The organism is Micromonospora sp. CPCC 205558 (assembly GCF_036902955.1).
Taxonomy (GTDB): Bacteria; Actinomycetota; Actinomycetes; order Mycobacteriales; family Micromonosporaceae; genus Micromonospora.
Map to the genome: position 1 here is coordinate 109,671 of NZ_JBAKHR010000019.1, position 23,196 is coordinate 132,866.

Here is a 23,196-nt window from a genome sequence, read left to right on the forward strand (position 1 = left end):
GAACGCCACGACATGCCACGACCGAAGTCGCCGGCCTCCGCCGGGACCAGGCAGCGGTTGTCCGACGCCGCGTTGGACCTGTTTCACCTGCGCGGCTACAACGGGACGAGCGTGCAGGACATCGTCGCCGCTGCCGGGGCGCCCAAGGGCACCTTCTACAACCACTTCGCCAGCAAGGAGGATCTCGCCCTCGACTCGGTGGCGAGATACTCCGAGGCGATGGGGTTGGAGATGCTCGACGACAAGCAGGGCGGCACAGCGCGCGAACGGATCGTCGGTCACCTCCGCTACATCACCGGCCTCGCAGACACCATGGGTGACCGTGGTTGCCTGCTCGGCAACTTCGCCAGCGAGATCCCGGCGCACAGCGACGTCCTGCGAACCGCCGTGGACGCCGGCTTCGGCCGGTGGGTCGCCGCGCTCGGCGACGCCATCGAGCAGGCGCGTGCTGCCGGTGAGCTGCATGGCAACGAACCCGCCAGGAGTCTCGCCGGCTTCATCGTCTCCAGCTACGAGGGGGCGGCAGCGCGGGCGAAGGCATCCGGTGACCCGGCCGCTCTCCAGGAGTTCTTCGCGATCACCACGACCCGCATCCTCACCTGATCCGTTACTGACAATGCGCGTCAATCCCGCTGTACCGACGCGTATTCATTCCAAGACGACCGGTCGTACGCCTGCGATCGGACCACCAAGACCCGCACCGAGGAGAAAAGCCATGAGCACGTACCTGATCAATCACCTGCGCATCCCGGGCGGAGTCCCGACCGAGGAGTCCCTGCGCTACCTGGAGCAGGTGCAGGCCACCACCGAGGCGTACGGCGCCAAGTGGCTCGTCATTGACGCCGAGGTGGAGGTCCTGGAGGGCAGCTGGCCCGGTTCGGTCGTGCTGATCGAGTTCCCGGACGCGGCGACGGCGAAGACCTGGTACAACTCGCCCGAGTACCAGGCGATCCTGTCGCTGCGTACCGCACACACCATCAACGACCTGATCCTGGTGGACTCCGTCGGCGCGGACTTCACGGTGGCCGGCTACGCGCAGAAGATCAGGACCCTGCTCGGCCAGTGACCACCTGTCACTGACCTGCGGGACCTCGACCCCCGCGCACGATCTGTCGTGCGCGGGGGTCCCCTACATGAAGTTGCGGGTGTGCAGGGCGGAGAGCGCCGCCGCCTCGTCGGGCCGGAAGCCCAGGCGGACGAGGCGGCGCTGACGGCCCTGATCCATCGCGTCCTGCAGAGCCCGCACCCGGTCGAAGCCGGCGGACACGTCGTCCGGCCGCCAACCACCCGCCGCGAGCACCACCAGGGCGTCGAAGACGTCCGCGTTGAGGCCTGCGGTGTCGATCAGCGCGTCGTGGCGACGGTGGATGGCCCCCCGCAGCCGGTCGCGCAGCAGCGGATCCAACTGCGCCTGATGCTCCAGGTGCGCCATGCCGAACACCACGTGCCGGCGCTCGTCCTGCATGGCGAGCCAACAAATCCGCCGCGTCACCGGGTCCGGGGCGAACTGATGCAGGAACGAGAGCAGATCGACGAAGCTGCCCTCGCCGAGCACGGACAGCAGGAACGACGCCAACGCGAAATCCGACTCCGCGACGAGCGTGAACAGCGACTGCCGACCGCCCGCCGACGACGTGCCCAACTCGGCGCCCCGCAGCAGTGCCCGCCGGCTGAAGACCTCCATGTGCCGGGCCTCGTCGGCCATCTGCACGGCGAGGAGCTGCACCACCTCCCGAAAGTGCGGGTGGATGCGCCCCACGAACCGGGCCGGCACGACGAGTGCGGCCTGCTCGTTCTCGACCAGGTAGGTCATCACCTGCACCACCGCGGCTTCGACGTCGGCCGGCAGCGCGAACGGGTCGTCCCACGGCACCGCGGTCTGCGGGTCCCACTGTCGGGCGGCCGCCTGGGCGTACAGGTGGGGGGCGATGTCGGCCCAGACCAGGTCGCGGTCGTCCAGGTCGAACCGGGCCTCCGGACCACCGGCTTCGAGGAGGGCGCCCCGGGCACCGAGCCCCCACCGCGCCGGCGGGCGGCTGCTGAGCGCCGACGGCAGAGCCGACCCGGCCCGCTCCGCGCCGTACCAGCGGTCGTCATCCGCGGACCCCCGGACCACCACCGCCACCAGGTCGCCCCGCTCGCCCCGATCCGGCCATTCGACCCGATGACCCCGGCCACGACACCAGGCGGGCAGGTGTACGCGCAGCGCCGGATCGCGGCCGGAGACCGCCAACCGACCGCCGGGCGGCAGCCCGGCCAGGGCGCGTTGCACGAGCAGGTGCGCGCCCCGGCCGAAACCCAGGTCGCCGAGGTGGACCTCGGCGACCGGTGCCGTGCTCACGGCCGGTAGTCCGTGGCCGTCACCCGCCCGTCGGGGGAGTAGAAACCACCCGCGTCGACCGCCTCGGCGAGGGCGGCATAACCCGTGGTGCGACCCTCCCGCCAGGCCGTCAACCCCTCCAGGTCGAGCAGCGGACGCACCTGCGGATCGGCGTACGACATGCCGAGCAGCAGCGTGCCGAAGAGCCGCACCCCGTCGGACTCCGATGCGCGGACCGTCATGTTGCAGTGGTCGTAGCGTGCGGTCTGCGCCACGATCCGGGTGCCCTCTGGCGGTAGCGTGCCCTCCCGAACGAACGCCAGATGGTTGGCGTCGATCATGCAGGCCGCGTCGACCTCCCCTGCCACCAGGGCGCGGGCCGCGTCACGCTCGCCGCCGATGTGGTCGCCGTGCAGGCCGACGCCCACGTCGAAGCGGCGGACGTCGACAGTCACCCCGGTCGCCGCGAGGTGGCCCAGCGGAATCAGCGTGGCCTGTGGACTGTCGATCGCCCCGACGGCGACCACCCGTCCGGCGAGGTCCGCGATCTGGTGCACCGGCGAGTCCGCGCGAACCACCACGACCGAGGTGAGGTCCTGGTCGGTGTCGCGCATGGTGAGCGCGCGCACGGCCGTGCCACTGGCCGCCGCCAGGCGCTCGGCCCGCAGCCAGGCCAGGGGAGAGTTCCAGGCCGCGTCGATCCGCCCGGCGACGAGGTCCTCGACCTGTCGCTCGTAGTGCGAGTAGAGGACGAAGTCGAAATCGAGGCCCCTTCCGCGTAACCAGGCGCGGAAGCCCTCCCAGATGGTCACCACCTTCGGGTCGTACGCAACCGCGCCCATCAGAACGGTTGGCGCGGGCATCAGCGGTTGGCCTCGTCGAGCAGCGGCAGCCCGGTGGCGACCCGACCGACGAAGTCGTGCAGCGCGTCGGTGGTGGGTGCCATCACCCGAGCCGCGCGTGCGTCCCGGAAACGGCGCTCAAGGCCCAACTCCTTGCGGAAGGCGCTGCCGCCGCAGAGCTGCATCGCGCCATCGGTCACCTCGGCGACGGTCTCGCCGGCGAGCGCCTTGACCTGGAGCACCCGCAGCATTGCGTCGTCGCGGCCGGTCTCCAGCGCGGTGAGGGTGTCGCCCAGGAAGGCGCGCAGCGCGTCGGTGCGGATCATCAGTCGGGCGAGGTCGCGTCGGGTGACCGGCGCGTCGCGCAGGGCCGCACCGGTGTGTGTGAGCGTGGTGCTGGTGAGATGTCGACCGGCCTCGGCCACCGCACTGTCGGCCAGACCGAGGCAGAAGGCGGCGTTGAGCACCAGGAACCAGGGCAGGACCGCGCCGAGTGCGGTGTCGAGCCCGGCGCCGTCGGCGGCCATCCTCGCTGCCGCCGGAACCCGGAGCCCGTCGGCGGTCATCGGTCGGGAGCCGTTGCCGCGCAGGCCCAGGCCGTCGAAGTCGCCGGCCACGCTCAGGCCGAGGCTGCCGGCCGGCACCAGCCACAGTGTCATCGGGCCGGCGTCGCGGGTCAGCGGAAGGCTCGACCAGACATAGCTGTTGGCCTCGCCGGCCGAGGTGACCCAACTCTTGCGGGCGTCCAGACGGACCGTGTCGTCGTCGTCGGCGCTCGCGGTGCCGGTCGGCGACCAGAAGTGGCTGCGCGAGCCGTACTCGGAGAACGCCAACGTGGTGAGGTGATCGCCGGAGGCGATGGCCGCACGGACGTCGCGCGGGCCGTGCGCCTCGATGACGGCGGTCGCCGCGTAGTGCATGAGCACCACCATCGCGGTGGACCCGCACTCGGCGGCCAGCCGCTCGATGACCCCGGCGACCGTCCGCATGCCGTGGCCGCCGCCACCGACCTCGGTCGAGGAGGCCAGGCCGAGCAGGCCCGCTGCCGCGAGGGCGTCGACACCCGGGCGGGGGAAGGCCCCGTCCCGGTCGACGATTGCCGCCTGCGGGCGAATCACGTCGTCGATCACCGAGCCGAGCATGGTGGTGAAATCGGTGGTGGTCTGGGCATTGTCGACAGTGGCCGTCATGCCGGTACCCCTTCAGAAGGGCCGATGGGACCGCCGTCGACACTAGCCGAACGGGAGAACGCAGCGCGAGCGTCGGATTACCGTCTGGCGCGGGCGTCGTCCCGCTGAGGTCGACCGGACCCGTCGTCCCGGTCGATGCGCAACTCCCGTTCCAGTTCGGTGATGACCGCCCGCAGGTCGTCCAGCCGTTGGGTCAGCGCGATCCGGTCCACCTCGTCCGGTACGCCGTCGCCGTCCTCGTCGTACCCGGGAGCCAGCCGCTCGGTCATCTCCAAACGGCGGGCCTCCTCCATCGAGTTCACGATGACCGCGATGAGGATGTTGAGCAGCAGGTTGACGGTGATGACCACATAGCTGACGTAGTAGAGCAGCGTCCACGGTGAGATCGCCAAGCCCTGCTCGATGAGGTCGGGCAGCGTCTCCAGCGACAACAGCACGAACAACGTCAGCAGCGATCGGCCGATGTCGCCGTACTCCTCGGGATACCGGTTGCCGAAGATCAGCCAGCCGGCCATGCCGTACACGTAGAGCGTGACCACGGCCAGGGCGAGGAACCCGGTGACGCCCGGCAGGCTGCGCCACAGCGCGGAGACGATGGTCCGCAGACCCGGCGAGAACCGCACCAGGCGGACCATGCGGGCGACCCGTACGACCCGCAGCAGCGCCGGGTCGCCGTGCAGGCCCGGGATGAAGATCGCCGCGATCACCACGAAGTCGAAGACGTTCCAGCCGTGCCGGAAGAAGTCCTGTGGGCGCTTGCCGTACGCCGTCAGCCGGATGGCGATCTCGACGACGAAGATGGCCCGGAAGAGCAGCTCCAGCACGTGCAGCGCGGTGCCCGCCGGGCTCAGGTCGTCGTACGTCTCCAGGCCGAGCACGATGCCGTTGGCGAGGATGACCACCACGATGGCGATCTCGAAGGGCCGCGACCGGGCGAGGCGGTTGCAACGGTCGATCCAAGTTGAGCGGTGCCGTGGTGGTGTGGACGGCCCACCCCGAGGGGCGGGCACGGGTGCGTCACTCACCAGTCGGCCGGCTCGATCATGTGACGGTGTGGGTGGGGTGCGGGCATGTCCACAGCCTAGCCAAGATCAATGATGGTGGGTGGTCGCGCGACCGGTCGATCGACACCATGGCGTTGTGGAGGGCGAGCCGGCGCATGTCACGTCGTGCTGGTGAGGTACCTGCGGTAACCGACAGCCGACTGCGCGAACCCGACGGAGGCGTAGAACCGGTGGGCTTCGGTACGCGCCGCGTTCGACACCAGCTGCACCTTGTAGCAACCGGCCGCCGTCGCGTCGTCGAGCGCCGCCAGCAGGAGGGCCCGAGCGACACCACGACGGCGCCAGCCGGCCGCGACCACCACGTTCTCCACCACCATGTACGGACGCGCGCCGTGCGTGAGGTTGGGGACGACGAGGGTGTCGAGGGTGCCCACGACGGTCTCCCCGGCGACGGCCAGCAGGAGGCGGCGGCCAGCCTGCGCGTGCAGGTCACGCCAGGCGCTGGTCAGCCGGGTGGCATCCGGTCGTGCGTCGTCGGGGGCGAGCTGCCCCAGCACGTCGAAGACCTGTTCGGGGTCGTCTTCCGGCACGGCGGCGCGGACGACGAAGTCGCCGCTCACCGGGCCGACTCCCGACTGTCCGAAGCGGACGACGCCGAATGCCGACGTCGCGGCCCCGCGTGCCGGAAGAGCCGATCGCCGAAGTGCCTCACCATGCCGCCGAGGATACGGTCACCGGCTCGCGGGCGACGGCTACCTCGCGCCGCCGCCCGCTCCGGTGATGGCCCCGGTCAGGCCCGCGCGGCCCGGATGGCGTCGCGCAGCGGGGTGCTGGGGCGGCCGAGCAGCCGGCTGAGGTCGTCGCTGTCGGTCGCCAACTCGCCGTTGGCGATCGAGTGGTCGAGCGCGGCGACGAACCCGGCGGTGCCCGCGTCGAGGCCGACGTTCTGCAGGGCCGAGGCCAGCTCGGCGGCGGACATGTCCTGGTGGACGACGGTGGTGCCGGTCACCTCGGTGACGGCCTCGGCCAGCTCGTCGAAGGTGAACGCGGTGCCGCCCAGTTCGTAGACGGCGTTGCCGTCCTGCTCGCGGGTCAGCGCCGCCACGGCGGCCCCCGCGTAGTCGGCCCGGGTCGCGGCGGAGATCTTGCTGCCGCCGGTGGCGCCGAGGATGGTGCCGGACCCCAGGTACTGCGGCAGCTGGTCGGTGTAGTTCTCGGTGTACCAGCTGTTGCGCAGCACGGTGTAGGTCAGACCCGACGCGGCGAGGACCTCCTCGGTGGCCCTGTGCTCCGGGGCGAGCGGGTTCGCTGTGGTGTCGGCCTTCAGGATGCTGGTGTAGACGAGACGCTCGACCCCGGCGAGCTTGGCGGCGTCGATGACCGCGGTGTGCTGTGCGACGCGCTGACCGGGAGTGTCGCCGGAGATGAGCAGCAGGCGGCGTACGCCGGCCACCGCACCGGGCAGCGTCGACGGGTCGTCGTAGGTGGCCTTGCGGATCTCGACCCCGCGCGCGGCCAGGCCGGCGGCCTTCTCCGGGCTGCGGACGATGGCGGCGATCTCGACGGCGGGTACGCCGCTGTCGAGCAGTTGCTCGATCACCAGCCGGCCCAGTCGGCCGGTGGCGCCGGTGACGGCGTAGGTGGGCATGGGAACCTCCGGAAGTCAGTGGCCGATCAGCAGGCACTTACGAATCTACAGCACTAACCAAGGCGCGGCATGGGATAGGCTGGTGAGGTGAGCGACAGGCCGGCCCAGGATCCGGCGGGGCCTACCCAGGAATTCGTCAGCGATGTCTTCGCCCGGGGGTGCACCTCCCGTGCGGCGTTCGAGGACGTCACCTCGAAGTGGGCCTCGCTGGCCCTGTTGGCGCTCGGCGAGGGCCGCTACCGGTTCAACGCGCTGCGTCGCCGCATCGACGGGGTCAGCGAGCGGATGCTCTCCCAGACCCTGCAGACCCTCGAACGCGACGGGATGCTCACCCGAGAGGTGCTCACCGCGATCCCACCGCGCGTCGAATACTCGCTGACCCCGCTCGGCGCCCGGGTCGCCGAGCAACTGCGTGGCCTCGCCGATCTGCTGGAGGCCTCGGTGCCCGAGTTGCAGAGCGCGCGCGACAGCCGCGACCTCGACCGGGGTTAGGGCCCGACGAACGTCGGTCGACGCCGCGCCGGTTGGCGTCCTGCGCGCGCCTTGTCGGCGGGGGCGGAGCCCGCGTCTCAGGCGTTCAGCGTCTCGCGCGGTGGCACACCGAAGCTGGCGTGGTATCGCGCGGTGAACCTGCTGTGGCTGGCGAACCCCCACCGACTGGCGATCGCCGAGACCGTCTCCTGGTGCGGGTCGGCGCGTACCAGGTCGTGGTGTGCCCGGACGAGCCGGACCCGACGCAGGTAGGCCATGGGGGTGGTGCCGAGATGACGGCGGAAGGCCAGTTGCACCGCCCGGAGGGAGACGCCAGCCGCGCCGGCGATGTCGGCCGCGCTGATGTCCCGGTCGGCGTGCTCCTCCAGAAACGCGATCGCCCGTCGCAGCGTGGCGGTGGTGGCGTCGTTCCGGTCCGCGGCGGTGGGTTCGGTGAACGCCGTGTTGGGAAAGACCGCCAGCGCCGCCGCGGCCAGCATCCGGGCGGCATTGCCGATCACCAGCGATTGCGCCCCGGCGTCCGGGCTGTTCAACACGACGTCGCGGACGAAGCTGGTGGTGCTGCGCCACTGCCGGGCGAGGGCCGTACTGGCGGCACCCAGTTCGGTGAACTCGATCCGACCGGGCCGTCGGGCCGGCGCGGTGGTGGCCACCTGCGTCAGCACCGACAGGTCCAGTACGCAGAGCTCCACCTCGCCGGGGTGCCACCGGACGGCGCACGGCTCCTCCGGCCTGGTGACGAGGAAGACCTCGCCGGGGCCGAACCGGTGGGCCGATCCGGAGCAGGAGCGATCGACGCGGGCGCTGCGGGTGCGACCGATGACCAGCCCGCCGAGCGTGTTGGTGTCGATTTCCAGGTGCCCGGTCTGGCTGGTGGTCGCGATGGCGAAGGGGCCGGTGGAGATGCGGCGGTGGGTGAGCCGATATCCGTTCCTGCTGTGAATGCGCAGCTTCGGATCGTAGGTGGCGGACAGGAATTCCTGGATGGCCGCCGGGTCACGGCTGTCGAACTGGTGGGTCTGCACTGGCGATGACGTCATCCGCTGTCTCCGTCCGGTGGAGGTGCCGCCCGGTGGTGGAACGGGTGCCGACGGCAGGGTCGGGACGTGCCGGGGTGCTCGGCGGTGACCCGGCACGTCGTTGGCCGGCGGTGCGGTGAGGCGGAACGTCGCGAGCGGGACGGCAGCGACCGGTTGAGGGTGTCGGATCTGGTCTGATCATTCAGTGGCGCTGAGCCGCAATATCTGTAGATGGGAATCTCACCATACGACAATCAGGGACCTGACGTCCCGAGAATCAGTGCGGTGTGTCGGCAGCTCGGCTTCGTTTTCCGGCTAACGCGCCGAATGGTTCTACGTCTGCCGTCCTAGCCACCCGCATGGCGGACAGCGAAATCTTGTTCATGATTCGTTCCGGGGGCGACCGGGTCACTGCCGGGAAACCGGTCATCGGAGGGGGAAAGCGTTGGACAGTACCGATCCTGACCGCATCGTTCGGCTGGCCGTCGGCGCGGTGCTGGCCCGGGTGGCGGACGAGGACAGCCTGGGCCTGGGTGAGGGGGACGCGCTGGAGAGGCTCGGGGGTGGGCTGCGTGAGGTGCTGCGCCGCGCACTCGACGACCGGGTGCCACTGACCACGCCGGACTTCGTCGACCTCTGCCGTGACCTGGGTCTGCACCGTGACGCCTTCGACCTGCTGGGGCACTACCTGATGACCGCGTTGCTGACCCAGCACGTCGGGCCGGATGCCCTGATCCGCGTCGGCGTGCTCCTCGGCACCGTCGGGCGCTACCTGCCCGGTGCCCGTCCGGTGGCCCACCGCAACGAGGGCCCGGTGGCACGACGACGCGACGTGCGCTCGGACAACAGCGTCGTCGGCCGGTACCGCCGCGCCAAGCTGCCGGAGCACCTCCCCAACCCGCCGAGCTGGACGTGCACCGGTTGCGGCCGCGAGTGGCCCTGCGCCACCAAGCAGAGCCAACTGCTCGCCGAGTTCGGTGGAGCGCGTGCTTCCCTCGCGGTCTATCTCGGCTCGTGCCTCGTCGCCGCCGCCGAGGACCTGCCCACGCTGCCGCTGCCTGGGGCCCGGCTCCGCTTCCTCGGCTGGCTTCCGCGGGCCCGGATCTGATCGGTCCGCTGCCGCCCGGCCGGCACTCCCTACCGGTCGGAGCAGGGTGTTCATCGTGAGCACCTGCTGCGTACGGCGGGTGTTCACCCGGCTCTTCAAGGCTCCTTGATCGAACGAGCATTCGCTTGATCGAGGAGAGGCTCACACGTGTCAGACAAGCATCCTGAAGAGACCGGGCACCCGCAGCTGTCCCGGCGCAAGCTGGTCAAGTACGCGGGCGTCGGCGCGACGCTGGCCGCGGCCAGCCCACTGGTCGGTGCCGGAGCGGCGTGGGCCGACGAGGACCGCCGGCCGGGCGACCACGACAAGCCCGACCCGGGTAACTCCAAGAACCGGGTGTGGCGCGCGGGCGACCACCACGTCCACTCCGAGTACAGCGGCGAGTTCGACACCACCAGGTCGCCGGTTGTCTTCCACAAGGGCGCGGACGCGGTCTACCCGATCGTCACCAACGCCATCATGGCGAAGAACTTCGGTCTGACCTGGGCGATGTGCACCGACCACGGTGGACCGACCCACTCGAAGGTGAACATCGAGCAGGCGTACCCCGACCTGCTGCGCTCCCGCAAGCTGGTCCCCGAGGTGCTCCAGTTCTGGGGCATGGAGTTCGACGCGCCGTCGCTGGACCACCACACGCTGATGATCCCGCGCCACGATGACGAGGCGAAGCAGCTCTTCGAGCTGGAGAGCCGGTTCGCCAAGCACGACGCGTTCCCGGGCGACCCGGCCCGCGACACCGAGGCCAAGATGGTGGAGTTCCTCAAGGTCGCCCGGGGCATGCCGCACAAGCCGCTGGTGATCGCCCACCACGCGTCCCGTTCGGCCCCCGGTCTCGGCGTCTACGGCCAGGACACCCCGCGCGAGTTCCGCAACGGCAACAACGCCGCGCCGGACGTCTACATCGGCTTCGAGGGCGCGCCCGGTCACCAGGCCGGCCCGCTCAACGGTGGGGCGCGGGGCGGGTACGGCAACCACCCCACCTACGGCGGCTTCGACCAGATGACCGCCCGGGTTGGTGGCCTGTGGGACTCACTGCTCGGCGAGGGCCGGCGCTGGTGGATCACCGCGACCTCGGACTCGCACGTGCACTGGACCCGCGGTGGGTCCGACTTCTGGCCGGGCGAGTACAGCAAGACCTACGTGCACGCCCGCCAGGACTACGGCGACATCATGGACGGTCTGCGTAACGGCCGGATCTGGGTCACCACCGGTGACCTGATCCGCAGCCTCGACGTCACGGCCAAGTCCCAGGGCCAGACCGCCGAGGTGGGCGAGACCATCACGGTGAACCGCCGCAGTCGCACCGATGTCGAGATCGAGATCAAGTTCCGTCCGCTGGACGGCGTCAACGCGAACGGTGACCGGCCCGAGGTCCGGAGGGTCGATCTGATCGTCGGCCAGATCACCGGCCCGAGCGCCAGCCTGGACGCCGACACCAACTCCACCACCAAGGTCGTCGCCCGGTTCGGCCCGCGCGACTGGCGTCGCCAGGGTGCGGACTACGTCATCCGACACACCCTGCGCAATGTCGAGGCCGACACCTACGCGCGGGTGCGTGGCACCAGCACGGACGAGGCCGAGCCGCTCGCCGACGGGCTGGAGAGCCCGTGGGACGACCTGTGGTTCTACTCGAACCCGGTGTTCGTGCACGTGCGCTGACCGGGCGCCCCGGCGACACCGCGGGCCCGCCCGACATCGCTCGATGGACGACGTCGGGTGGTGCCGGGCCGGCCCGTCGGCCGTTTCCGCGGGTCAGTCGGTGCTGCGGCGGCGGGCTCGGGGGGAGGCGGCTCGCCCGCTTCGCTCCGCCGCAGCACCGGTCCGGCGGGCAGAGGGCGCCGCCGACTCGGCGTGCACCTGGGTCACCACCTCGCAGAGGTCGCGCAGCGGATCCGCTGCCTGGGCCGAGCAGGCGACCTTTTGCAGCAGTGACCGCAGCGTCGCCGACTCGGTCGGCGTGAGCGCCCCCAGCAGGTGCGACTCGACCTGCCGCAGCGTCGATCGCCGCTGCTCCCAGGTGGCGCGGCCGGCGTCGGTGACCTCGATCAGCCGGTTGCGCCGGTCGGCCGGGTCCGCGCGACGGGCAACGAAGCCGGGTCGCTCCAGGTCATCGATCAGGTACGTGAGGACGGTGCGGTCGATGCCGATCTCCTCGGCGATCGCGCCCTGGTTTCGGGCCGGCCCGTTGATCGCCGCGGTGAGCAACTGGTAGCCCCGAGGGCCACCGGGGAAGTCGGCGAGCGTGTGCTCGGCCGCCCGGACGTAGCCGCGGAAGACGATCCCGAGCATCCAGCCCAGGTCGTCGTCGAGCGGATCGGGCCGGTCCGGCCGGTGAGTGGCACCCGTCATCCCCCGACAATACCGCAGCGGAACAGACCTTGCTGGCAGAAGATGTTCTGTGTGGCATAAGGTTATCGTCACGACGCATCACCCGAGGCGTCGGCGAATCGGGAGGCTCGCAGATGAGCGACTACGGCCACGACCTGGTCTTCGGATCCTTCGTCACGCCCAGCGCTGGCAATCCGGACCGTACGGTCGGCGTCGCCGTCCTGGCCGAGCAGGTCGGGCTGGACCTGGTCACCTTCCAGGATCACCCGTACCAGCCGGCGTTCCTCGACACCTGGACGCTGCTGAACTTCGTCGCGGCCCGCACCGGTCGGGTGCACCTCGCGGCGAACGTGACGAACCTGCCACTGCGCCCGCCGGCCGTGCTCGCCCGCAGTGTTGCCAGCCTGGACCTGCTCACCGGCGGCCGGGTCAGCCTCGGCCTCGGGGCGGGGGCCTTCTGGGATGCCATCGAGGCGATGGGCGGCCGGCGGTTGACCCCCGGCCAGGGCGTGCGGGCGCTGGAGGAGGCCATCGAGGTCATCCGTCAGCTCTGGGACGTCGAGACGCGCGGGGGAGTGCGGGTCGACGGCGAGTTCTACCGGGTGATGGGCGCCAAGCGGGGGCCTGCTCCGGCCCACCCGGTGCCGATCTGGCTGGGTGCGTACAAGCCTCGGATGCTCCAGCTCACCGGACGTCGGGCCGACGGCTGGCTGCCCACGCTGGGCTACCTCCAGCCCGGTGACCTGGCCAAGGGCAATGCGATCATCGACGATGCCGCGCAGGAGGCCGGCCGGTCCCCGCAGGACGTGCGTCGGCTGCTCAACATCGCCGGCGAGTTCTCGGCCGTCGGGCGCGGCCCCCTGAACGGGCCCGCCGAGCAGTGGGCCGAGGAACTGGCCGAGCTGGCACTGACGGACGGCGTCGGCACCTTCATCCTCGGCAGCGACGACCCCGACGACCTGCGCCGGTTCGCCGGCGAGGTGGTCCCCGCCGTCCGCGAGTTGGTCGCGGCCGAACGTGACCAGGGCGCGGCTCCGGGGCGTACGCCGGCACAGCCGGAGCCGGAGCCGACGGCGGTTGCGGCGCCGGTCCGGACGAGCCGCGCCACCGCGACCGGCGGCGCCTTCGCCGTGGTGCCGACACCCGACGACGGCGTACGGCGAAGCGAGCGGCGGGTGTGGGACGAGTCGACCCGGCCGAGCGGGCCCGCGCCCGACCCGGAGCGCACCTACACCCCGCAGGAGCAGGCCACCGGTGCGCACCTCGTGCAGATCCACGACGGTCTGCGTGCCGAGTTGGCCCAGATTCACGATCTGATCGACCAGGTGGCGGCCGGCGAGATCGACGCCGGGGCCGCCCGCTCCCACATCAACACGATGACCATGCGGCAGAACCGGTGGACGCTCGGCGTCTACTGCGAGTCGTACTGCCGCATCGTCACCACCCACCACACGATCGAGGACCAGTCGTTCTTTCCCCGGTTGCGGGCGCGCGACCCTCGGCTCGGCCCGGTGGTCGACCGGTTGGAGCAGGAGCATCACGTCATTCACGACGTGCTGGAGGGTGTCGACCGGGCCCTGGTCGCGTACGTCGGGTCTCCGGACGGCCTCGCCGAGCTGCGGGCCGCGGTGGACCTGCTGACCGACGCCCTCCTGTCGCACCTCAGCTACGAGGAGCGGGAGCTGGTCGAGCCGTTGGCGCGGCTGGGCATCGCCTGATCGGCGGGGCACCCCTGCGGCCGCGGGGTTGCTCCGATCTAACCTGAGAGACTACTCTCGAAACATGTCTCTCAAGAATCCGTACGGGGATTTCGAGATCACCGAGCCGCAGGCGTTGCGGGCGCTGGCCCACCCGGTCCGGCTGGCCATCCTCGAACACCTGCAGCGGCACGGCCCGGCGACGGCGACCGGGCTCTCGCCGCACGTCGGCGCCACGCCGTCGGTGGTCAGCTGGCACCTGCGGCACCTCGCGACGTTCGGTCTGGTCACCGACTGGGATGGCGCCACCAGCAAGCGGGAACGCTGGTGGCAGGCCGCTGCCCGGGGCTTCCGTTTCAGCGCGCCCGACAGCGTCGAAGGGCAGTCCGCCAGCCAACAGTTGCGTGGCGAGATGTTCGCCCGCAACGCCGACGCGCCCCAGCAGTGGCTGCTGCGCGAGGAGCCCCGACTCGACGCCGAGTGGCGCGCGCTGGCCGGCATGGCCGACACCCGGTTCGTGGCCACCGCCGACGAGCTGCGGCAGTTGGAGGAGTCGATCGAAGAGCTGATCGCTCCGTACGTGCGGCGCAAGGAGGAATCGGCCCCGGACGGCGCGCGCATCGTCCGGATGCTGCGCTACCTCCTGCCCGAGCCCAGCGACGACGACACGGCCACGCCATGACCGGCACCGTGAGCCCTCCGGTGCCCCCGCCGGCTCTGCACCGCGACCGGCGGTTCCGCACCTTCTGGATCAGTGAGACGATCTCCCAGTTCGGTGATCGGGTCAGCGAACTGGCCCTACCGCTGATCGCCGTCACCCTGCTCACCGCGACACCCGTGCAGGTCAGCGTCCTCACCGCGTTGATCTGGCTGCCCAACCTGCTGGGCCTCTTCCTCGGGGCGTGGGTCGACCAGCGCACCCACAAGCGGCGACTCCTGATCATCGCGGACCTGATCCGCGCTGCGGTGCTGCTCAGCCTGCCGGTGGCCTACCTGTTCGACGCGATCACCCTCACCCAGCTCTACCTGGTGGCACTGCTCACCGGCCTCGGAGCGGTCCTGTTCGCCATGGCGCGTCAGGCGTTCTTCGTCGCCCTGGTGCCGCGATCGGCGTACATCGACGCGACCAGCAAGCTGAGCATGAGCCGGTCGCTGTCCTTCATCGCCGGCCCGGCCGTCGGCGGTGGGCTGGTCCAGGCGCTCAGCGCGCCGGTCGCGATCGTCGTCGACGCGGTGTCGTTCCTCGGCTCCGCGCTGCTGCTCAGCCGCATCCCGGTGACCGAGACGCCGCCCCCGCCGCGTCGGACGTCCACGCTCGGCCTGGTCCGCGAAGGGCTCACGCTGGTGCTGCGGCACCCGGTGCTGCGGGCCGCCCTCGGCTGCACCAGCACTGTCAACTTCTTCACCTTCATCGCCAGCGCGCTGCTGGTGCTCTACGCCAGCCGCGAACTCGACCTGTCGGCCGGCGCGATCGGCATCGCCTTCGGGTTCGGCGCGCTCGGCGGGTTCGCGGGAGCGGCACTCGCGCCGCGGATCTCGCGCGCCATCGGCCTGGGGCGCACCGCCATGATCGGCGCGGTGCTCTTCCCCGCGCCGCTGGCGCTGACCGCGCTGGTCTCCGGGCCGACCTGGACGAAGGTGGCCATGCTGGCGGCCATCGAGCTCGTCTCCAGCATCGGGGTGATGCTGATGGACGTGAACCTCAACGCCCTGCTCACCGCCGTGACACCCGACGACGCGCTCGGACGCCGGGCCGGTGCCTACAGCGCCGTCAACTACGGCATCCGACCGCTCGGCGCGCTGGTCGGCGGCACCTTGGGCACCACCATCGGGCTGCGGCCCACCCTGGCCATCGCCGGCCTCGGCGGGGTGCTGGCCGTGCTGTGGTTGCTCGCCTCACCGGTGCGCCACATCAGAACCCTCGACGAACCGGCGGCCTGACCGACGACGCGGCGCGGTGTCCTGGGCCCCGGGGCAGACCGATACAGGTCAGTAGGTCTGCGCCAGCAGGATCCGGGCCAGCTCGGTGGGCTGGGAGAACATCGGCCAGTGACCGGTGTCCATGGTGACCAGTCGCCACCGGTCATTGGTCAGCAGCTTGGCCACCGTGTCGTTGGGCTCGGGCCCGTCGAGCAGGCACTTGACGTACGTCGCCGGCAGCTCACCCAGCGGGCGGCTCACCACGGCCGGCTCGGTCAGCGTCGCGCCCGGATGCGGCGTGGAACCCTCGATCAGCCGGGCGACCTGTTCGTCGGTGAGACCCTGACCATCGAAGTCGGCCGCGCCGAGCGGCGCCCAGTCACCGCCATTGTCGGCGAGCTGCGCCTCGAACGCCGCCTGGCCCTGCCACCAGCCGGAGGCGAACGACCCACCGTCGACCGGCACCTCGGAGTCGACGAAGACCACCCGGGTCAACCGGTCGCCGATCCGCTCGGCGGCCTGACCCACCGGAATGCCCGAGTAACTGTGCCCCACCAGCACCACGTCGCGCAGGTCGCGGCGCTCGATCTCGTCGACGATGTCCTGCACGTGGGTCTGCTGCCCGGCCGGCACACCCCGCTTGTCGGCGAGGCCGGAGAGGGTGAGCGGGTGAGTGCCGTGCCCGGCCGCCCGCAGGGGCGGCACCACCTCGTCCCACGCCCACGACCCCAGCCACGCCCCCGCCACCAACACGAAATCAGCCATGGCCGGGAGCCTAAGGCCGACCTGCGACAGGTCGGCGGGTCACGACCACCTCACCCGATGCCGCGGCTGCGGACATGGGCACTCAGGCGTGGTCCAGCGAGGGAGGGCCGGCCGCGACGGTCATCCGGTAGATCTGGACCGGGTAGTCGACGGCCGAGTGCCCGCCGTTGAGCCCGGCGGTCAGGTGCAGTTGGGCCGCCGGCATCCAGAGCCGGGCCTCGGCGTCGAGCCACATCGCGTCCACCCAGGCCAGCCGGGGGTCGGCGACGAGCGTCCGTACGCTGCGATCGGATGCGAGGACGAGGACGCGCCGCCGTTCCAGGTCGCTGAGGTAGATGGTGCCGGTGGCGTCGATGGCCGTGCCACCGGTGCTGGGCGTGTCACACCAGCGTTCGACGGTCCGGGCCATCTCGTCGGCGGACATCGACGGGTCGTCCAACCAGCGGGTGGCGATCCGGGACATCCCGCCGGAGGCCGGCTGGTAGTAGAGCCAGCGACCGTCCGGCGACACCTCCAGTTGGTCGACGTGCAGGCGTACCTCGGCACCGTCCGGGTCACGCAGCACGCGACCGTCGGCGACCACCGGGCCGCCCGCCGTGCTCGGATGCCCGTCCAGCACGCGTCGGGGCCGACCCGAGTCGAGGTCGAGCACGATGAGGCCGGCGGCTCCGGCGTCGCTGAAGTACGCCATCCGGCCGTTGAAGCGGACGTCGTCGACGTAGCTGCCCGGGTGCACAGCCTCGTCGAGGTGGTAGACCCGCTCCACCTGGTCGCCGTCCAGGTTGACAGCGATCAGCCGGGCGCCGCCCGGCACCTGCGCTCCACCGACCTGCGGCGTGCCCGAGTCGACGATCCACAACCGGCCGTCCGGGCCGCCGCGTAAACCGTTGACGTGTACGAACGCCCCGTCCGGCGGCTGGTCGGGACGGTTCCAGGCGACATCGGGGTACGGGACACGGCGGCCGTCCGGTAGCGCCTCGACCACCTGGACGCCGGGCCGATCCGCCGACGGGTAGCTCAGGAACACGCGCCCGCGCACCGTGGTCAGGCCCGTGCACACCCGGTCTTCCTGGAACACCGGCGTCAACCGGTGATCCTCATCGGTGGGCAGCGACGACATCGCGCGGTATCCCCGGAGCGTGCCGGCCGAAACCGCCGGTCGAAGGCGCCGCCGTGCTCAGCCGGTCGGCGGTGCCGGGGGCCCGACCTGGGCGGCGAGCCGCTTCGGGGCCATGACGCAGTAGCTCTCGGTGAGCAGCTCGCCCACCTCCTCCCAGTCGGTGTTGTCGTCCAGGACCATGCCCACCACGTTCGGACTCCAGTCCGGTTTGTAGAAGGGGTGCCCCGTGGCGAGAAGCCCGGCGATCTCGTCGAGTGGCGACCGGAAGGTCAGCAGGCAGGCGGGCTGGTCGAGTGCGGCAGCCCGTGCGTGCACCGGCTGGCGATCGGGGTCGACGGTGAGCACGTGGGCGATGGTCCGCTTGCGAATCCGCCAGCGGGTGCCCACCCAGGCAGGCTCCTCGTAGGTCTCCGGCAGGCCGAGACAGATCGGCCGCAGCCGGTCGAGGACCTCGGGCGGGACGTCTCCGGGTGCGGTCACGGGCAACGACGCTAGCCGTACGGTGTGACAAGTTCCGTTCGTCGAACCCCACCCCGCCCAGTGGTGCGCGCCCTGCCGATCGGCCAGGATGGGCCGAGGGCGACCGTGGGCCGTCGCCCCGGCCCGACCGCCCCGTGCCCGCTGAGGAGTGCCGTGCCGTCCACCCTGCTCTCCCGCCGTGACCTCGACTTCCTGCTGCACGAGTGGCTGAGGGTGTCCGAACTCGTCGAGCGTCCCCGCTACGCCGAGCACTCCCGGGAGACCTTCGACGACGCCCTGGATCTCGCCGAGCGGGTGGCCACCGAGCAGTTCGCGCCGCACAACCGCGCCGCCGACCTGGCCGAGCCCACCTTCGACGGGCAGCGGGTGCGGCTGATTCCGCAGGTCCGTGCGGCGTTGGAGAGCTTCGCCGAGACGGGTCTGCTCACCGCCGGGCTGGACGCCACGGTCGGTGGCCTGCAACTGCCGCACGCGGTCGCGGCCGCCTGCTTCACCTGGTTCCAGGCCGCCAACGTGGCAACCTCCGCGTACCCGTTCCTGACCCTGGGCAACGCCAACCTGCTGCTGGCCCACGGCAGCCCCGAGCAGGTGGACACCTACGTCCGGCCCATGCTGGACGGTCGGTTCTTCGGCACCATGTGCCTGTCCGAGCCGCACGCCGGCAGTTCGTTGGCCGACATCACCACCCGCGCCGAGCCCCAGGCGGACGGCACGTACCGGCTCTTCGGCACCAAGATGTGGATCTCTGGTGGCGATCACGAGTTGGCCGAGAACATCGTCCACCTGGTGCTGGCGCGCATCCCCGGTGCGCCGCCCGGGGTCAAGGGCATCTCGCTGTTCATCGTGCCCAAGGTGCTGGTCGGCCCGGACGGGTCGCTCGGCGACCGCAACGACGTGGTGTTGGCCGGGCTCAACCACAAGATGGGGTTCCGGGGCACCACCAACACCCTGCTCAGCTTCGGCGACGGCGCGCACACCCCGGCCGGCCGCGCCGGAGCGGTCGGTCACCTGGTCGGCGCGCCCCATCAGGGTCTGGCGCAGATGTTCCACATGATGAACGAGGCCCGGATCGGGGTCGGGGCGGGCGCCACCGCGCTGGGCTACACCGGCTACCTCAAGAGCCTGGCGTACGCGAAGGAGCGGCCGCAGGGCCGGCCGGTCGGCGCCAAGGACCCGGCCGCCGCGCAGGTGCCGATCATCGACCACCCTGACGTACGACGGATGCTGCTGGCCCAGAAGAGTTACGTGGAGGGGGCGCTGGCGCTGGTGCTCTACTGCGCGCGGCTGCTCGACGAGCAGAAGACCGCCCCGGTCGAGGCCGACCGCGAGCGCGCGCACCTGCTGCTGGACGTGCTCACCCCGATCACCAAGAGTTGGCCGTCGCAGTGGTGCCTCACCGCCAACGACCTGGCGATCCAGGTGCTCGGCGGTGCCGGCTACACCCGCGACCACGACGTGGAGCAGCACTACCGGGACAACCGGCTCAACCCGATCCACGAGGGCACCCACGGCATCCAGGCACTGGACCTGCTGGGGCGCAAGATGACCATGCAGGGCGGTGCTGGTCTTGCGCTGTTGACCACGACGATCGGTGACACGGTCGAGCGGGCCCGCAAGGCCGGGGGAGAGGCGGCCGAACTGGCGGATCGGCTGGCCGCCGCTGTGGACCGGATCACCGCCGTCACCCGTCGACTGTGGGCCGACGGTGATCCCGTGCTCGCGCTGGCCAACGCCACCGCCTACCTGGAGGCGGTCGGGCACGTGGTGATCGCCTGGATGTGGTTGGAGCAGGTGCTGGTGCTGCCGCCGGAGGGGGCCGGCGATGCGTTCCACGCCGGCAAGCGGCAGGCCGCCCGCTACTTCTTCACCGTCGAACTGCCCCGGACCGGGCCGCAGTTCGACCTGCTGGAGAGCCGGGACCGGACCACCCTGGACATGCGGCCGGACTGGTTCTGATCCGGCCCGCCGCCCGTCACCGTCGGCGGGACTGATGGCTCATGGCCTGCCGTCCCTTGACGACGCCCCAGATGATCACGATCACCAGTGCGATCACGCCGATGATGATCAGCCAGCGGACCGCTTCGAGGAACAACCCGAGCAGGATCAGGATGCCGGCGACCACGCCGATGACCCAGAGCAGTGCACGCATGTCGACCTCCCGTGACCGGCCGCGCCTGGTGCGGCCGGCTCCGGCTTCTCGTTCCCCGTCCGGCCGACACCATGCGCGAGCGGCGCACCGGAGTCGATCAGGGGCCGGTACGCGCCACGTAGACGGTGTTGGCCGAGTCCCCGCCGGTCAGCGGGTTGGCGAACGGCACGACGTGCGCCCGTACGTCCACGAACACCTCGTTGAGCGCCGTGGTGAACTCGGCGTCCGGCGGGTCGTCCGACCAGAGCGCGAAAACGCCCTCGGGGCGCAACAGGGCGGCCAGGCGGCGCAACCCGGCCGGCGGATAGAACGCCGCGTGGCTCGGGTGCAGGACGTTGCGTGGAGAGTGGTCGACGTCGAGCAGCACGGCATCGAAGCGCCGACCGGGCGCCTCGGTGTCGAAACCGGTGTCTCCGGCCACCGCCGCGAAGAAGTCGGCCTGCACGAAGCGGGTCCGTGGGTCCTCGGCGAGCCCCGCAGCGAACGGCAGCAGCCCGCGCCGGTGCCAGTCGATCACGTCCTCGATCGCCTCCACCACGAGCAGTGAACGCACCCGGGGGTCGCCCAGCGCCGCGCAGGCGGTGTAGCCCAACCCGAGACCGCCCACCACCACGTCGAGGGAGTCACCGGCCACCTCGGCGAGACCGAGCCGGGCCAACTCGATCTCCGCGACCGGGAAGAGGCTGGACATCAGGTACTCGTCGTCGAGCTTGACCTCGTACACCTCGACCTGGAGTGCCGGGTCCCGACGTCGGCGCAGGCTGATCGCGCCGATCGGAGTCTCCCGCCAGGCCAGCTCTTCGAAACGCGCGCCCACGGGTGCCCTCTCGCCGCCGGATTCGTCCACGGATGGTACCGGTTGCCCCGCGACGGGCGGCCACGCAGGGTCCGCGGGACATCGACGCAGCGCATATCCTGTGCCCGGCCGATCCACCGGAGGGACTCATGCCGTCGCGGCAGGACCAGCTGCACTCCTATCAGTTCAGCGTCCAGCGGGCTGTCGCCGCCCTGGTCATGCGGGAGACCGATCCCGCGCAGTCGCCGTTTCGGCGGCTGGCCGGCGCCGGCCTGGCCAGCGTCCTGGTGGCGGCGATCGGGCTCGGTGGTTTCGCCCTCTACGGCCTGTTCGCCGGAGGCGGCAAGGGGTGGCGCGACCCGGGCGCGGTGATCGTCGAGAAGGAGTCCGGCGCCCGGTTCGTCTACCGCGAGCAGAAGCTGCACCCGGTGCTCAACTACGCGTCGGCGCTGCTCATCGTCGGTGCGGACCGCTCGAAGACCGTCCTGGTGTCCCGACGCACGATCGACGGGGTGCCGCGAGGGCTGCCGTTGGGCATCGCCGACGCACCCGACTCGCTGCCCGCCCCGGGCCGGCTGGCCGCCACGGCGTGGACGGTCTGCTCGACGGTCCCGGCCGGCGCGGGCGTCGAGGCGCCCCGCTCCGCGCTGCTGATCGGCACCGAGCCCGACGGCGGTCGGCCGTTGGGCGACGACGCGCTGCTGCTGCGCCACCCCGACGGCGGGCTGCACCTGGTCTGGCATCAGCGCCGCTACCTCGTCCGTGATCCGAGCCGGGTGCTGGCTGCGCTCGCCACCACCCGGGCCCAGGCGGTTGGGGTGGCGCCGGCACTGCTCAACGCGTTGCCCGCCGGCGCCGACCTCGCCCCGCTCGACCTGCCCGCGCTGGGTCGGTCCGCCCGTCGGGTGCCGGGTGCCGCGATCGGCACTGTCTATCTGGTGAGCAACTCCGGTGGCGGCCGGCAGTACGCGGTGGCGCTCGACGCCGGCCTGGCCGGCATCACCGAGTTGCAGGCGGGGCTGTTGCTGGCCCGCACCGGGCAGGTCGGGCCGGTGCCGATGACGTTGGGCCGGTTCGCCGCGCTGCCCACGGTTCCTGATCTCGCGCCGACGGGCCCGAACGCTCCGCCACCGACCCCGCCCCGGCTCGCGACCGGCGACGGCGGGGCGCTCTGCACCCGCATCGGCGACGACGGCGGGGTTGGTGAGGTGCGCTGGGGCGTACCGCTGCGGGACCTGACGGCAGTGCCCCGTACCGCGCCGACCGGCGGCGCGGTGCTGGCCGACCACGTGGTGGTGGAGCCGGGCCGCGGCGCGGTGGTCGAGGCCGCCGCGGCGCCCGGCGCGACCGGCGGCGCGGTTTCCGTCGTCACCGACCTGGGCCGACGGTACGTGCTGGCCGACCGGGAGGTGCTCCCGATGCTCGGCTACCGCGACGTGCGGCCGGTGCGGCTACCGGCCGGGCTGGTCAGCCTGGTGCCCGCCGGCGCCACCCTCGACCCGGCGGCCGCCCGCGCCGTAGCCGCCGCCGCCCCAGACTGACCCCCGTCCGAACCCCGCAGGCCGCGGTGCGCCATGCCGCGGTGATCAAGAGGTTTGCGTCAGAACGTGGCGCGAGCCTGACGCAAATCTCTTGATCACCGGAAAGCAACGTGCGGCAGGGGGGTGCTCAGTCGGCCGGGCGGCGCAGGACGGTGACCGCGAACGGGGCGTCGTCGCGCCACGGGCGCAGGTCCCAGGTGGCGAAGCGCTGCTCCACGCGCAGCCCGGCGGCCACCGCGTCGGCGTCGAACGCGGTCAGCGGGTAGCCGCGTTCGGTGCCGAAGCCCACGGTCAGCACGCCATCGGGACGCAGGTGCGCGGCCACCCGGCGCAGCACCTCCGGTTCGGTGCCGACGGCGACGAAGGCGAGGACGTTGCCGGCCAGCACCGCCGCGTCGAACGGCTCCGCCTCACCAAGCGCCGGTAGATCCAGCTCGGCGAGGTCGGCGACCAGCCACGTCGGGCCGGGGTAGTCGGCGCGGGCGGCGTCGACCAGCGCGGGGTCGGCGTCCACCCCGACCACCGTGTGCCCCCGCTCGGCCAGCGCGGCGCCGACCCGGCCGGTGCCGCTGCCGGCGTCGAGAATCCGGGAGCCGGGCGCGACGAGGGCGTCCACCAGTCGGGCCTCGCCGGCCAGGTCCGCGCCCTCGGCCGCGAGCTTGCGGAACCGGTCGATATACCACTGTGAGTGCTCGGGACCGGTGTCGGTCGCCCAGCGGGTCGGGTTGGCCATGAGGCCACCGTAACCGGGGCGATGGGGGTCGGGCGGGCGACCCG

24 protein-coding genes are annotated in these 23,196 nt (G+C 71.5%); 10 read left to right on the forward strand and 14 right to left on the reverse strand.

Features of this window, described 5'->3' with window-relative positions:
* Window positions 1-12 precede the first annotated feature (12 nt).
* On the forward strand, window positions 13-603 hold the full coding sequence (locus V6U86_RS21760; RefSeq protein ID WP_334505807.1) for a TetR/AcrR family transcriptional regulator: 591 nt from the start codon (window positions 13-15) through the stop codon (window positions 601-603).
* A 112-nt stretch (window positions 604-715) separates the two neighbouring features.
* Entirely contained in the window at window positions 716-1,066 is a 351-nt protein-coding gene (locus V6U86_RS21765; protein WP_334505809.1) for a DUF1330 domain-containing protein, read from the forward strand.
* Between the two features lie 63 nt (window positions 1,067-1,129).
* Here V6U86_RS21765 and V6U86_RS21770 read toward each other — a convergent pair whose 3' ends face one another.
* From V6U86_RS21770 to V6U86_RS21795, 6 genes are all read right to left on the reverse strand, one after another.
* A complete protein-coding gene (locus V6U86_RS21770) occupies window positions 1,130-2,341 on the reverse strand; it encodes a ferritin-like domain-containing protein (RefSeq protein WP_334505811.1) in 1,212 nt (403 codons plus the stop codon).
* A complete protein-coding gene (locus V6U86_RS21775) occupies window positions 2,338-3,183 on the reverse strand; it encodes a phosphate/phosphite/phosphonate ABC transporter substrate-binding protein (protein WP_334505813.1) in 846 nt (281 codons plus the stop codon). Before V6U86_RS21775 ends, V6U86_RS21770 begins: the two co-directional genes overlap by 4 nt.
* Window positions 3,183-4,352 carry an acyl-CoA dehydrogenase family protein gene (locus tag V6U86_RS21780; RefSeq protein WP_334505815.1) on the reverse strand — a complete coding sequence of 390 codons (1,170 nt, stop codon included), beginning with the start codon at window positions 4,350-4,352 and terminating at the stop codon, window positions 3,183-3,185. The genes V6U86_RS21775 and V6U86_RS21780 overlap by 1 nt, the downstream gene beginning before the upstream one ends.
* Before the next feature lie 77 nt (window positions 4,353-4,429).
* Window positions 4,430-5,377, reverse strand: coding sequence for an ion transporter (locus V6U86_RS21785; protein ID WP_334505817.1), 948 nt, complete (start codon window positions 5,375-5,377; stop codon window positions 4,430-4,432).
* A gap of 137 nt (window positions 5,378-5,514) precedes the next feature.
* On the reverse strand, window positions 5,515-5,976 hold the full coding sequence (locus V6U86_RS21790; protein WP_334505819.1) for a GNAT family N-acetyltransferase: 462 nt from the start codon (window positions 5,974-5,976) through the stop codon (window positions 5,515-5,517).
* Between the two features lie 170 nt (window positions 5,977-6,146).
* A complete protein-coding gene (locus tag V6U86_RS21795) occupies window positions 6,147-7,004 on the reverse strand; it encodes an SDR family oxidoreductase (RefSeq protein WP_334505821.1) in 858 nt (285 codons plus the stop codon).
* A gap of 87 nt (window positions 7,005-7,091) precedes the next feature.
* Between V6U86_RS21795 and V6U86_RS21800 the strand changes: the two genes are divergently transcribed.
* Window positions 7,092-7,496: a winged helix-turn-helix transcriptional regulator gene (locus V6U86_RS21800; protein ID WP_334505823.1), complete on the forward strand. Its 405-nt coding sequence runs from the start codon at window positions 7,092-7,094 to the stop codon at window positions 7,494-7,496.
* Between the two features lie 77 nt (window positions 7,497-7,573).
* Here V6U86_RS21800 and V6U86_RS21805 read toward each other — a convergent pair whose 3' ends face one another.
* On the reverse strand, window positions 7,574-8,536 hold the full coding sequence (locus tag V6U86_RS21805) for a helix-turn-helix transcriptional regulator (protein WP_334505825.1): 963 nt from the start codon (window positions 8,534-8,536) through the stop codon (window positions 7,574-7,576).
* Between the two features lie 424 nt (window positions 8,537-8,960).
* Here V6U86_RS21805 and V6U86_RS21810 point away from each other — a divergent pair, with 424 nt between their 5' ends.
* A complete protein-coding gene (locus V6U86_RS21810; protein ID WP_334505827.1) occupies window positions 8,961-9,623 on the forward strand; it encodes a hypothetical protein in 663 nt (220 codons plus the stop codon).
* A 147-nt stretch (window positions 9,624-9,770) separates the two neighbouring features.
* Window positions 9,771-11,282, forward strand: coding sequence for a phosphoesterase (locus V6U86_RS21815; protein WP_334505829.1), 1,512 nt, complete (start codon window positions 9,771-9,773; stop codon window positions 11,280-11,282).
* Window positions 11,283-11,375: 93 nt separating this feature from the next.
* Here the strand turns inward: V6U86_RS21815 and V6U86_RS21820 are convergent, their stop codons facing one another.
* On the reverse strand, window positions 11,376-11,972 hold the full coding sequence (locus V6U86_RS21820; protein WP_334505831.1) for a MarR family winged helix-turn-helix transcriptional regulator: 597 nt from the start codon (window positions 11,970-11,972) through the stop codon (window positions 11,376-11,378).
* Window positions 11,973-12,085: 113 nt separating this feature from the next.
* Here V6U86_RS21820 and V6U86_RS21825 point away from each other — a divergent pair, with 113 nt between their 5' ends.
* The 3 genes from V6U86_RS21825 (at window position 12,086) to V6U86_RS21835 (ending at window position 15,589) form a co-directional block, all read left to right on the forward strand.
* The gene (locus V6U86_RS21825; RefSeq protein ID WP_334505833.1) at window positions 12,086-13,669 is read left to right on the forward strand and encodes an LLM class flavin-dependent oxidoreductase; all 1,584 of its coding nucleotides are present in this window, start codon (window positions 12,086-12,088) and stop codon (window positions 13,667-13,669) included.
* A 64-nt stretch (window positions 13,670-13,733) separates the two neighbouring features.
* Complete coding sequence (locus V6U86_RS21830; protein ID WP_334505835.1) at window positions 13,734-14,330, forward strand: ArsR/SmtB family transcription factor; 597 nt, start codon at window positions 13,734-13,736, stop codon at window positions 14,328-14,330.
* Entirely contained in the window at window positions 14,327-15,589 is a 1,263-nt protein-coding gene (locus tag V6U86_RS21835; protein WP_334505837.1) for an MFS transporter, read from the forward strand. The genes V6U86_RS21830 and V6U86_RS21835 overlap by 4 nt, the downstream gene beginning before the upstream one ends.
* 48 nt (window positions 15,590-15,637) lie before the next feature.
* Here the strand turns inward: V6U86_RS21835 and V6U86_RS21840 are convergent, their stop codons facing one another.
* The 3 genes from V6U86_RS21840 to V6U86_RS21850 all read right to left on the reverse strand — a co-directional run bounded on the left by V6U86_RS21840 (window position 15,638) and on the right by V6U86_RS21850 (window position 17,933).
* Window positions 15,638-16,333 (reverse strand): alpha/beta fold hydrolase, encoded by a 696-nt coding sequence (locus V6U86_RS21840; protein WP_334505839.1) that lies wholly within the window; start codon window positions 16,331-16,333, stop codon window positions 15,638-15,640.
* Between the two features lie 82 nt (window positions 16,334-16,415).
* Window positions 16,416-17,453, reverse strand: a complete 1,038-nt coding sequence (locus V6U86_RS21845) for an SMP-30/gluconolactonase/LRE family protein (protein WP_334505841.1) — start codon at window positions 17,451-17,453, stop codon at window positions 16,416-16,418.
* Window positions 17,454-17,510: 57 nt separating this feature from the next.
* Window positions 17,511-17,933, reverse strand: coding sequence for an MmcQ/YjbR family DNA-binding protein (locus V6U86_RS21850; protein ID WP_334505843.1), 423 nt, complete (start codon window positions 17,931-17,933; stop codon window positions 17,511-17,513).
* Window positions 17,934-18,086: 153 nt separating this feature from the next.
* Here V6U86_RS21850 and V6U86_RS21855 point away from each other — a divergent pair, with 153 nt between their 5' ends.
* Window positions 18,087-19,889 (forward strand): acyl-CoA dehydrogenase, encoded by a 1,803-nt coding sequence (locus V6U86_RS21855; RefSeq protein WP_334505845.1) that lies wholly within the window; start codon window positions 18,087-18,089, stop codon window positions 19,887-19,889.
* Between the two features lie 16 nt (window positions 19,890-19,905).
* Here V6U86_RS21855 and V6U86_RS21860 read toward each other — a convergent pair whose 3' ends face one another.
* Both V6U86_RS21860 and V6U86_RS21865 read right to left on the reverse strand, forming a co-directional pair.
* Entirely contained in the window at window positions 19,906-20,082 is a 177-nt protein-coding gene (locus tag V6U86_RS21860) for a hypothetical protein (protein WP_334505847.1), read from the reverse strand.
* 97 nt (window positions 20,083-20,179) lie between these two features.
* Window positions 20,180-20,899: a spermidine synthase gene (locus V6U86_RS21865; RefSeq protein WP_334505849.1), complete on the reverse strand. Its 720-nt coding sequence runs from the start codon at window positions 20,897-20,899 to the stop codon at window positions 20,180-20,182.
* Between the two features lie 128 nt (window positions 20,900-21,027).
* On the opposite strand from V6U86_RS21865, the gene eccB reads away from it, so the two are divergent.
* Window positions 21,028-22,419 carry a type VII secretion protein EccB gene (gene eccB, locus V6U86_RS21870; protein ID WP_334505851.1) on the forward strand — a complete coding sequence of 464 codons (1,392 nt, stop codon included), beginning with the start codon at window positions 21,028-21,030 and terminating at the stop codon, window positions 22,417-22,419.
* Between the two features lie 127 nt (window positions 22,420-22,546).
* Here the strand turns inward: eccB and V6U86_RS21875 are convergent, their stop codons facing one another.
* Window positions 22,547-23,152, reverse strand: a complete 606-nt coding sequence (locus V6U86_RS21875) for a class I SAM-dependent methyltransferase (protein WP_112589720.1) — start codon at window positions 23,150-23,152, stop codon at window positions 22,547-22,549.
* Between the last annotated feature and the right edge of the window lie 44 nt (window positions 23,153-23,196).

Coding starts and splice junctions, on each gene's coding strand:
- V6U86_RS21760 (WP_334505807.1), top strand. CDS start 13: ATGCCACGACCGAAGTCGCCGGCCTCCGCCGGGACCAGGCAGCGGTTG.
- V6U86_RS21765 (WP_334505809.1), top strand. CDS start 716: ATGAGCACGTACCTGATCAATCACCTGCGCATCCCGGGCGGAGTCCCG.
- V6U86_RS21775 (WP_334505813.1), bottom strand. CDS start 3,183: ATGCCCGCGCCAACCGTTCTGATGGGCGCGGTTGCGTACGACCCGAAG.
- V6U86_RS21780 (WP_334505815.1), bottom strand. CDS start 4,352: ATGACGGCCACTGTCGACAATGCCCAGACCACCACCGATTTCACCACC.
- V6U86_RS21795 (WP_334505821.1), bottom strand. CDS start 7,004: ATGCCCACCTACGCCGTCACCGGCGCCACCGGCCGACTGGGCCGGCTG.
- V6U86_RS21805 (WP_334505825.1), bottom strand. CDS start 8,536: ATGACGTCATCGCCAGTGCAGACCCACCAGTTCGACAGCCGTGACCCG.
- V6U86_RS21820 (WP_334505831.1), bottom strand. CDS start 11,972: ATGACGGGTGCCACTCACCGGCCGGACCGGCCCGATCCGCTCGACGAC.
- V6U86_RS21825 (WP_334505833.1), top strand. CDS start 12,086: ATGAGCGACTACGGCCACGACCTGGTCTTCGGATCCTTCGTCACGCCC.
- V6U86_RS21830 (WP_334505835.1), top strand. CDS start 13,734: ATGTCTCTCAAGAATCCGTACGGGGATTTCGAGATCACCGAGCCGCAG.
- V6U86_RS21835 (WP_334505837.1), top strand. CDS start 14,327: ATGACCGGCACCGTGAGCCCTCCGGTGCCCCCGCCGGCTCTGCACCGC.
- V6U86_RS21840 (WP_334505839.1), bottom strand. CDS start 16,333: ATGGCTGATTTCGTGTTGGTGGCGGGGGCGTGGCTGGGGTCGTGGGCG.
- V6U86_RS21845 (WP_334505841.1), bottom strand. CDS start 17,453: ATGTCGTCGCTGCCCACCGATGAGGATCACCGGTTGACGCCGGTGTTC.
- V6U86_RS21860 (WP_334505847.1), bottom strand. CDS start 20,082: ATGCGTGCACTGCTCTGGGTCATCGGCGTGGTCGCCGGCATCCTGATC.
- eccB (WP_334505851.1), top strand. CDS start 21,028: ATGCCGTCGCGGCAGGACCAGCTGCACTCCTATCAGTTCAGCGTCCAG.
- V6U86_RS21875 (WP_112589720.1), bottom strand. CDS start 23,152: ATGGCCAACCCGACCCGCTGGGCGACCGACACCGGTCCCGAGCACTCA.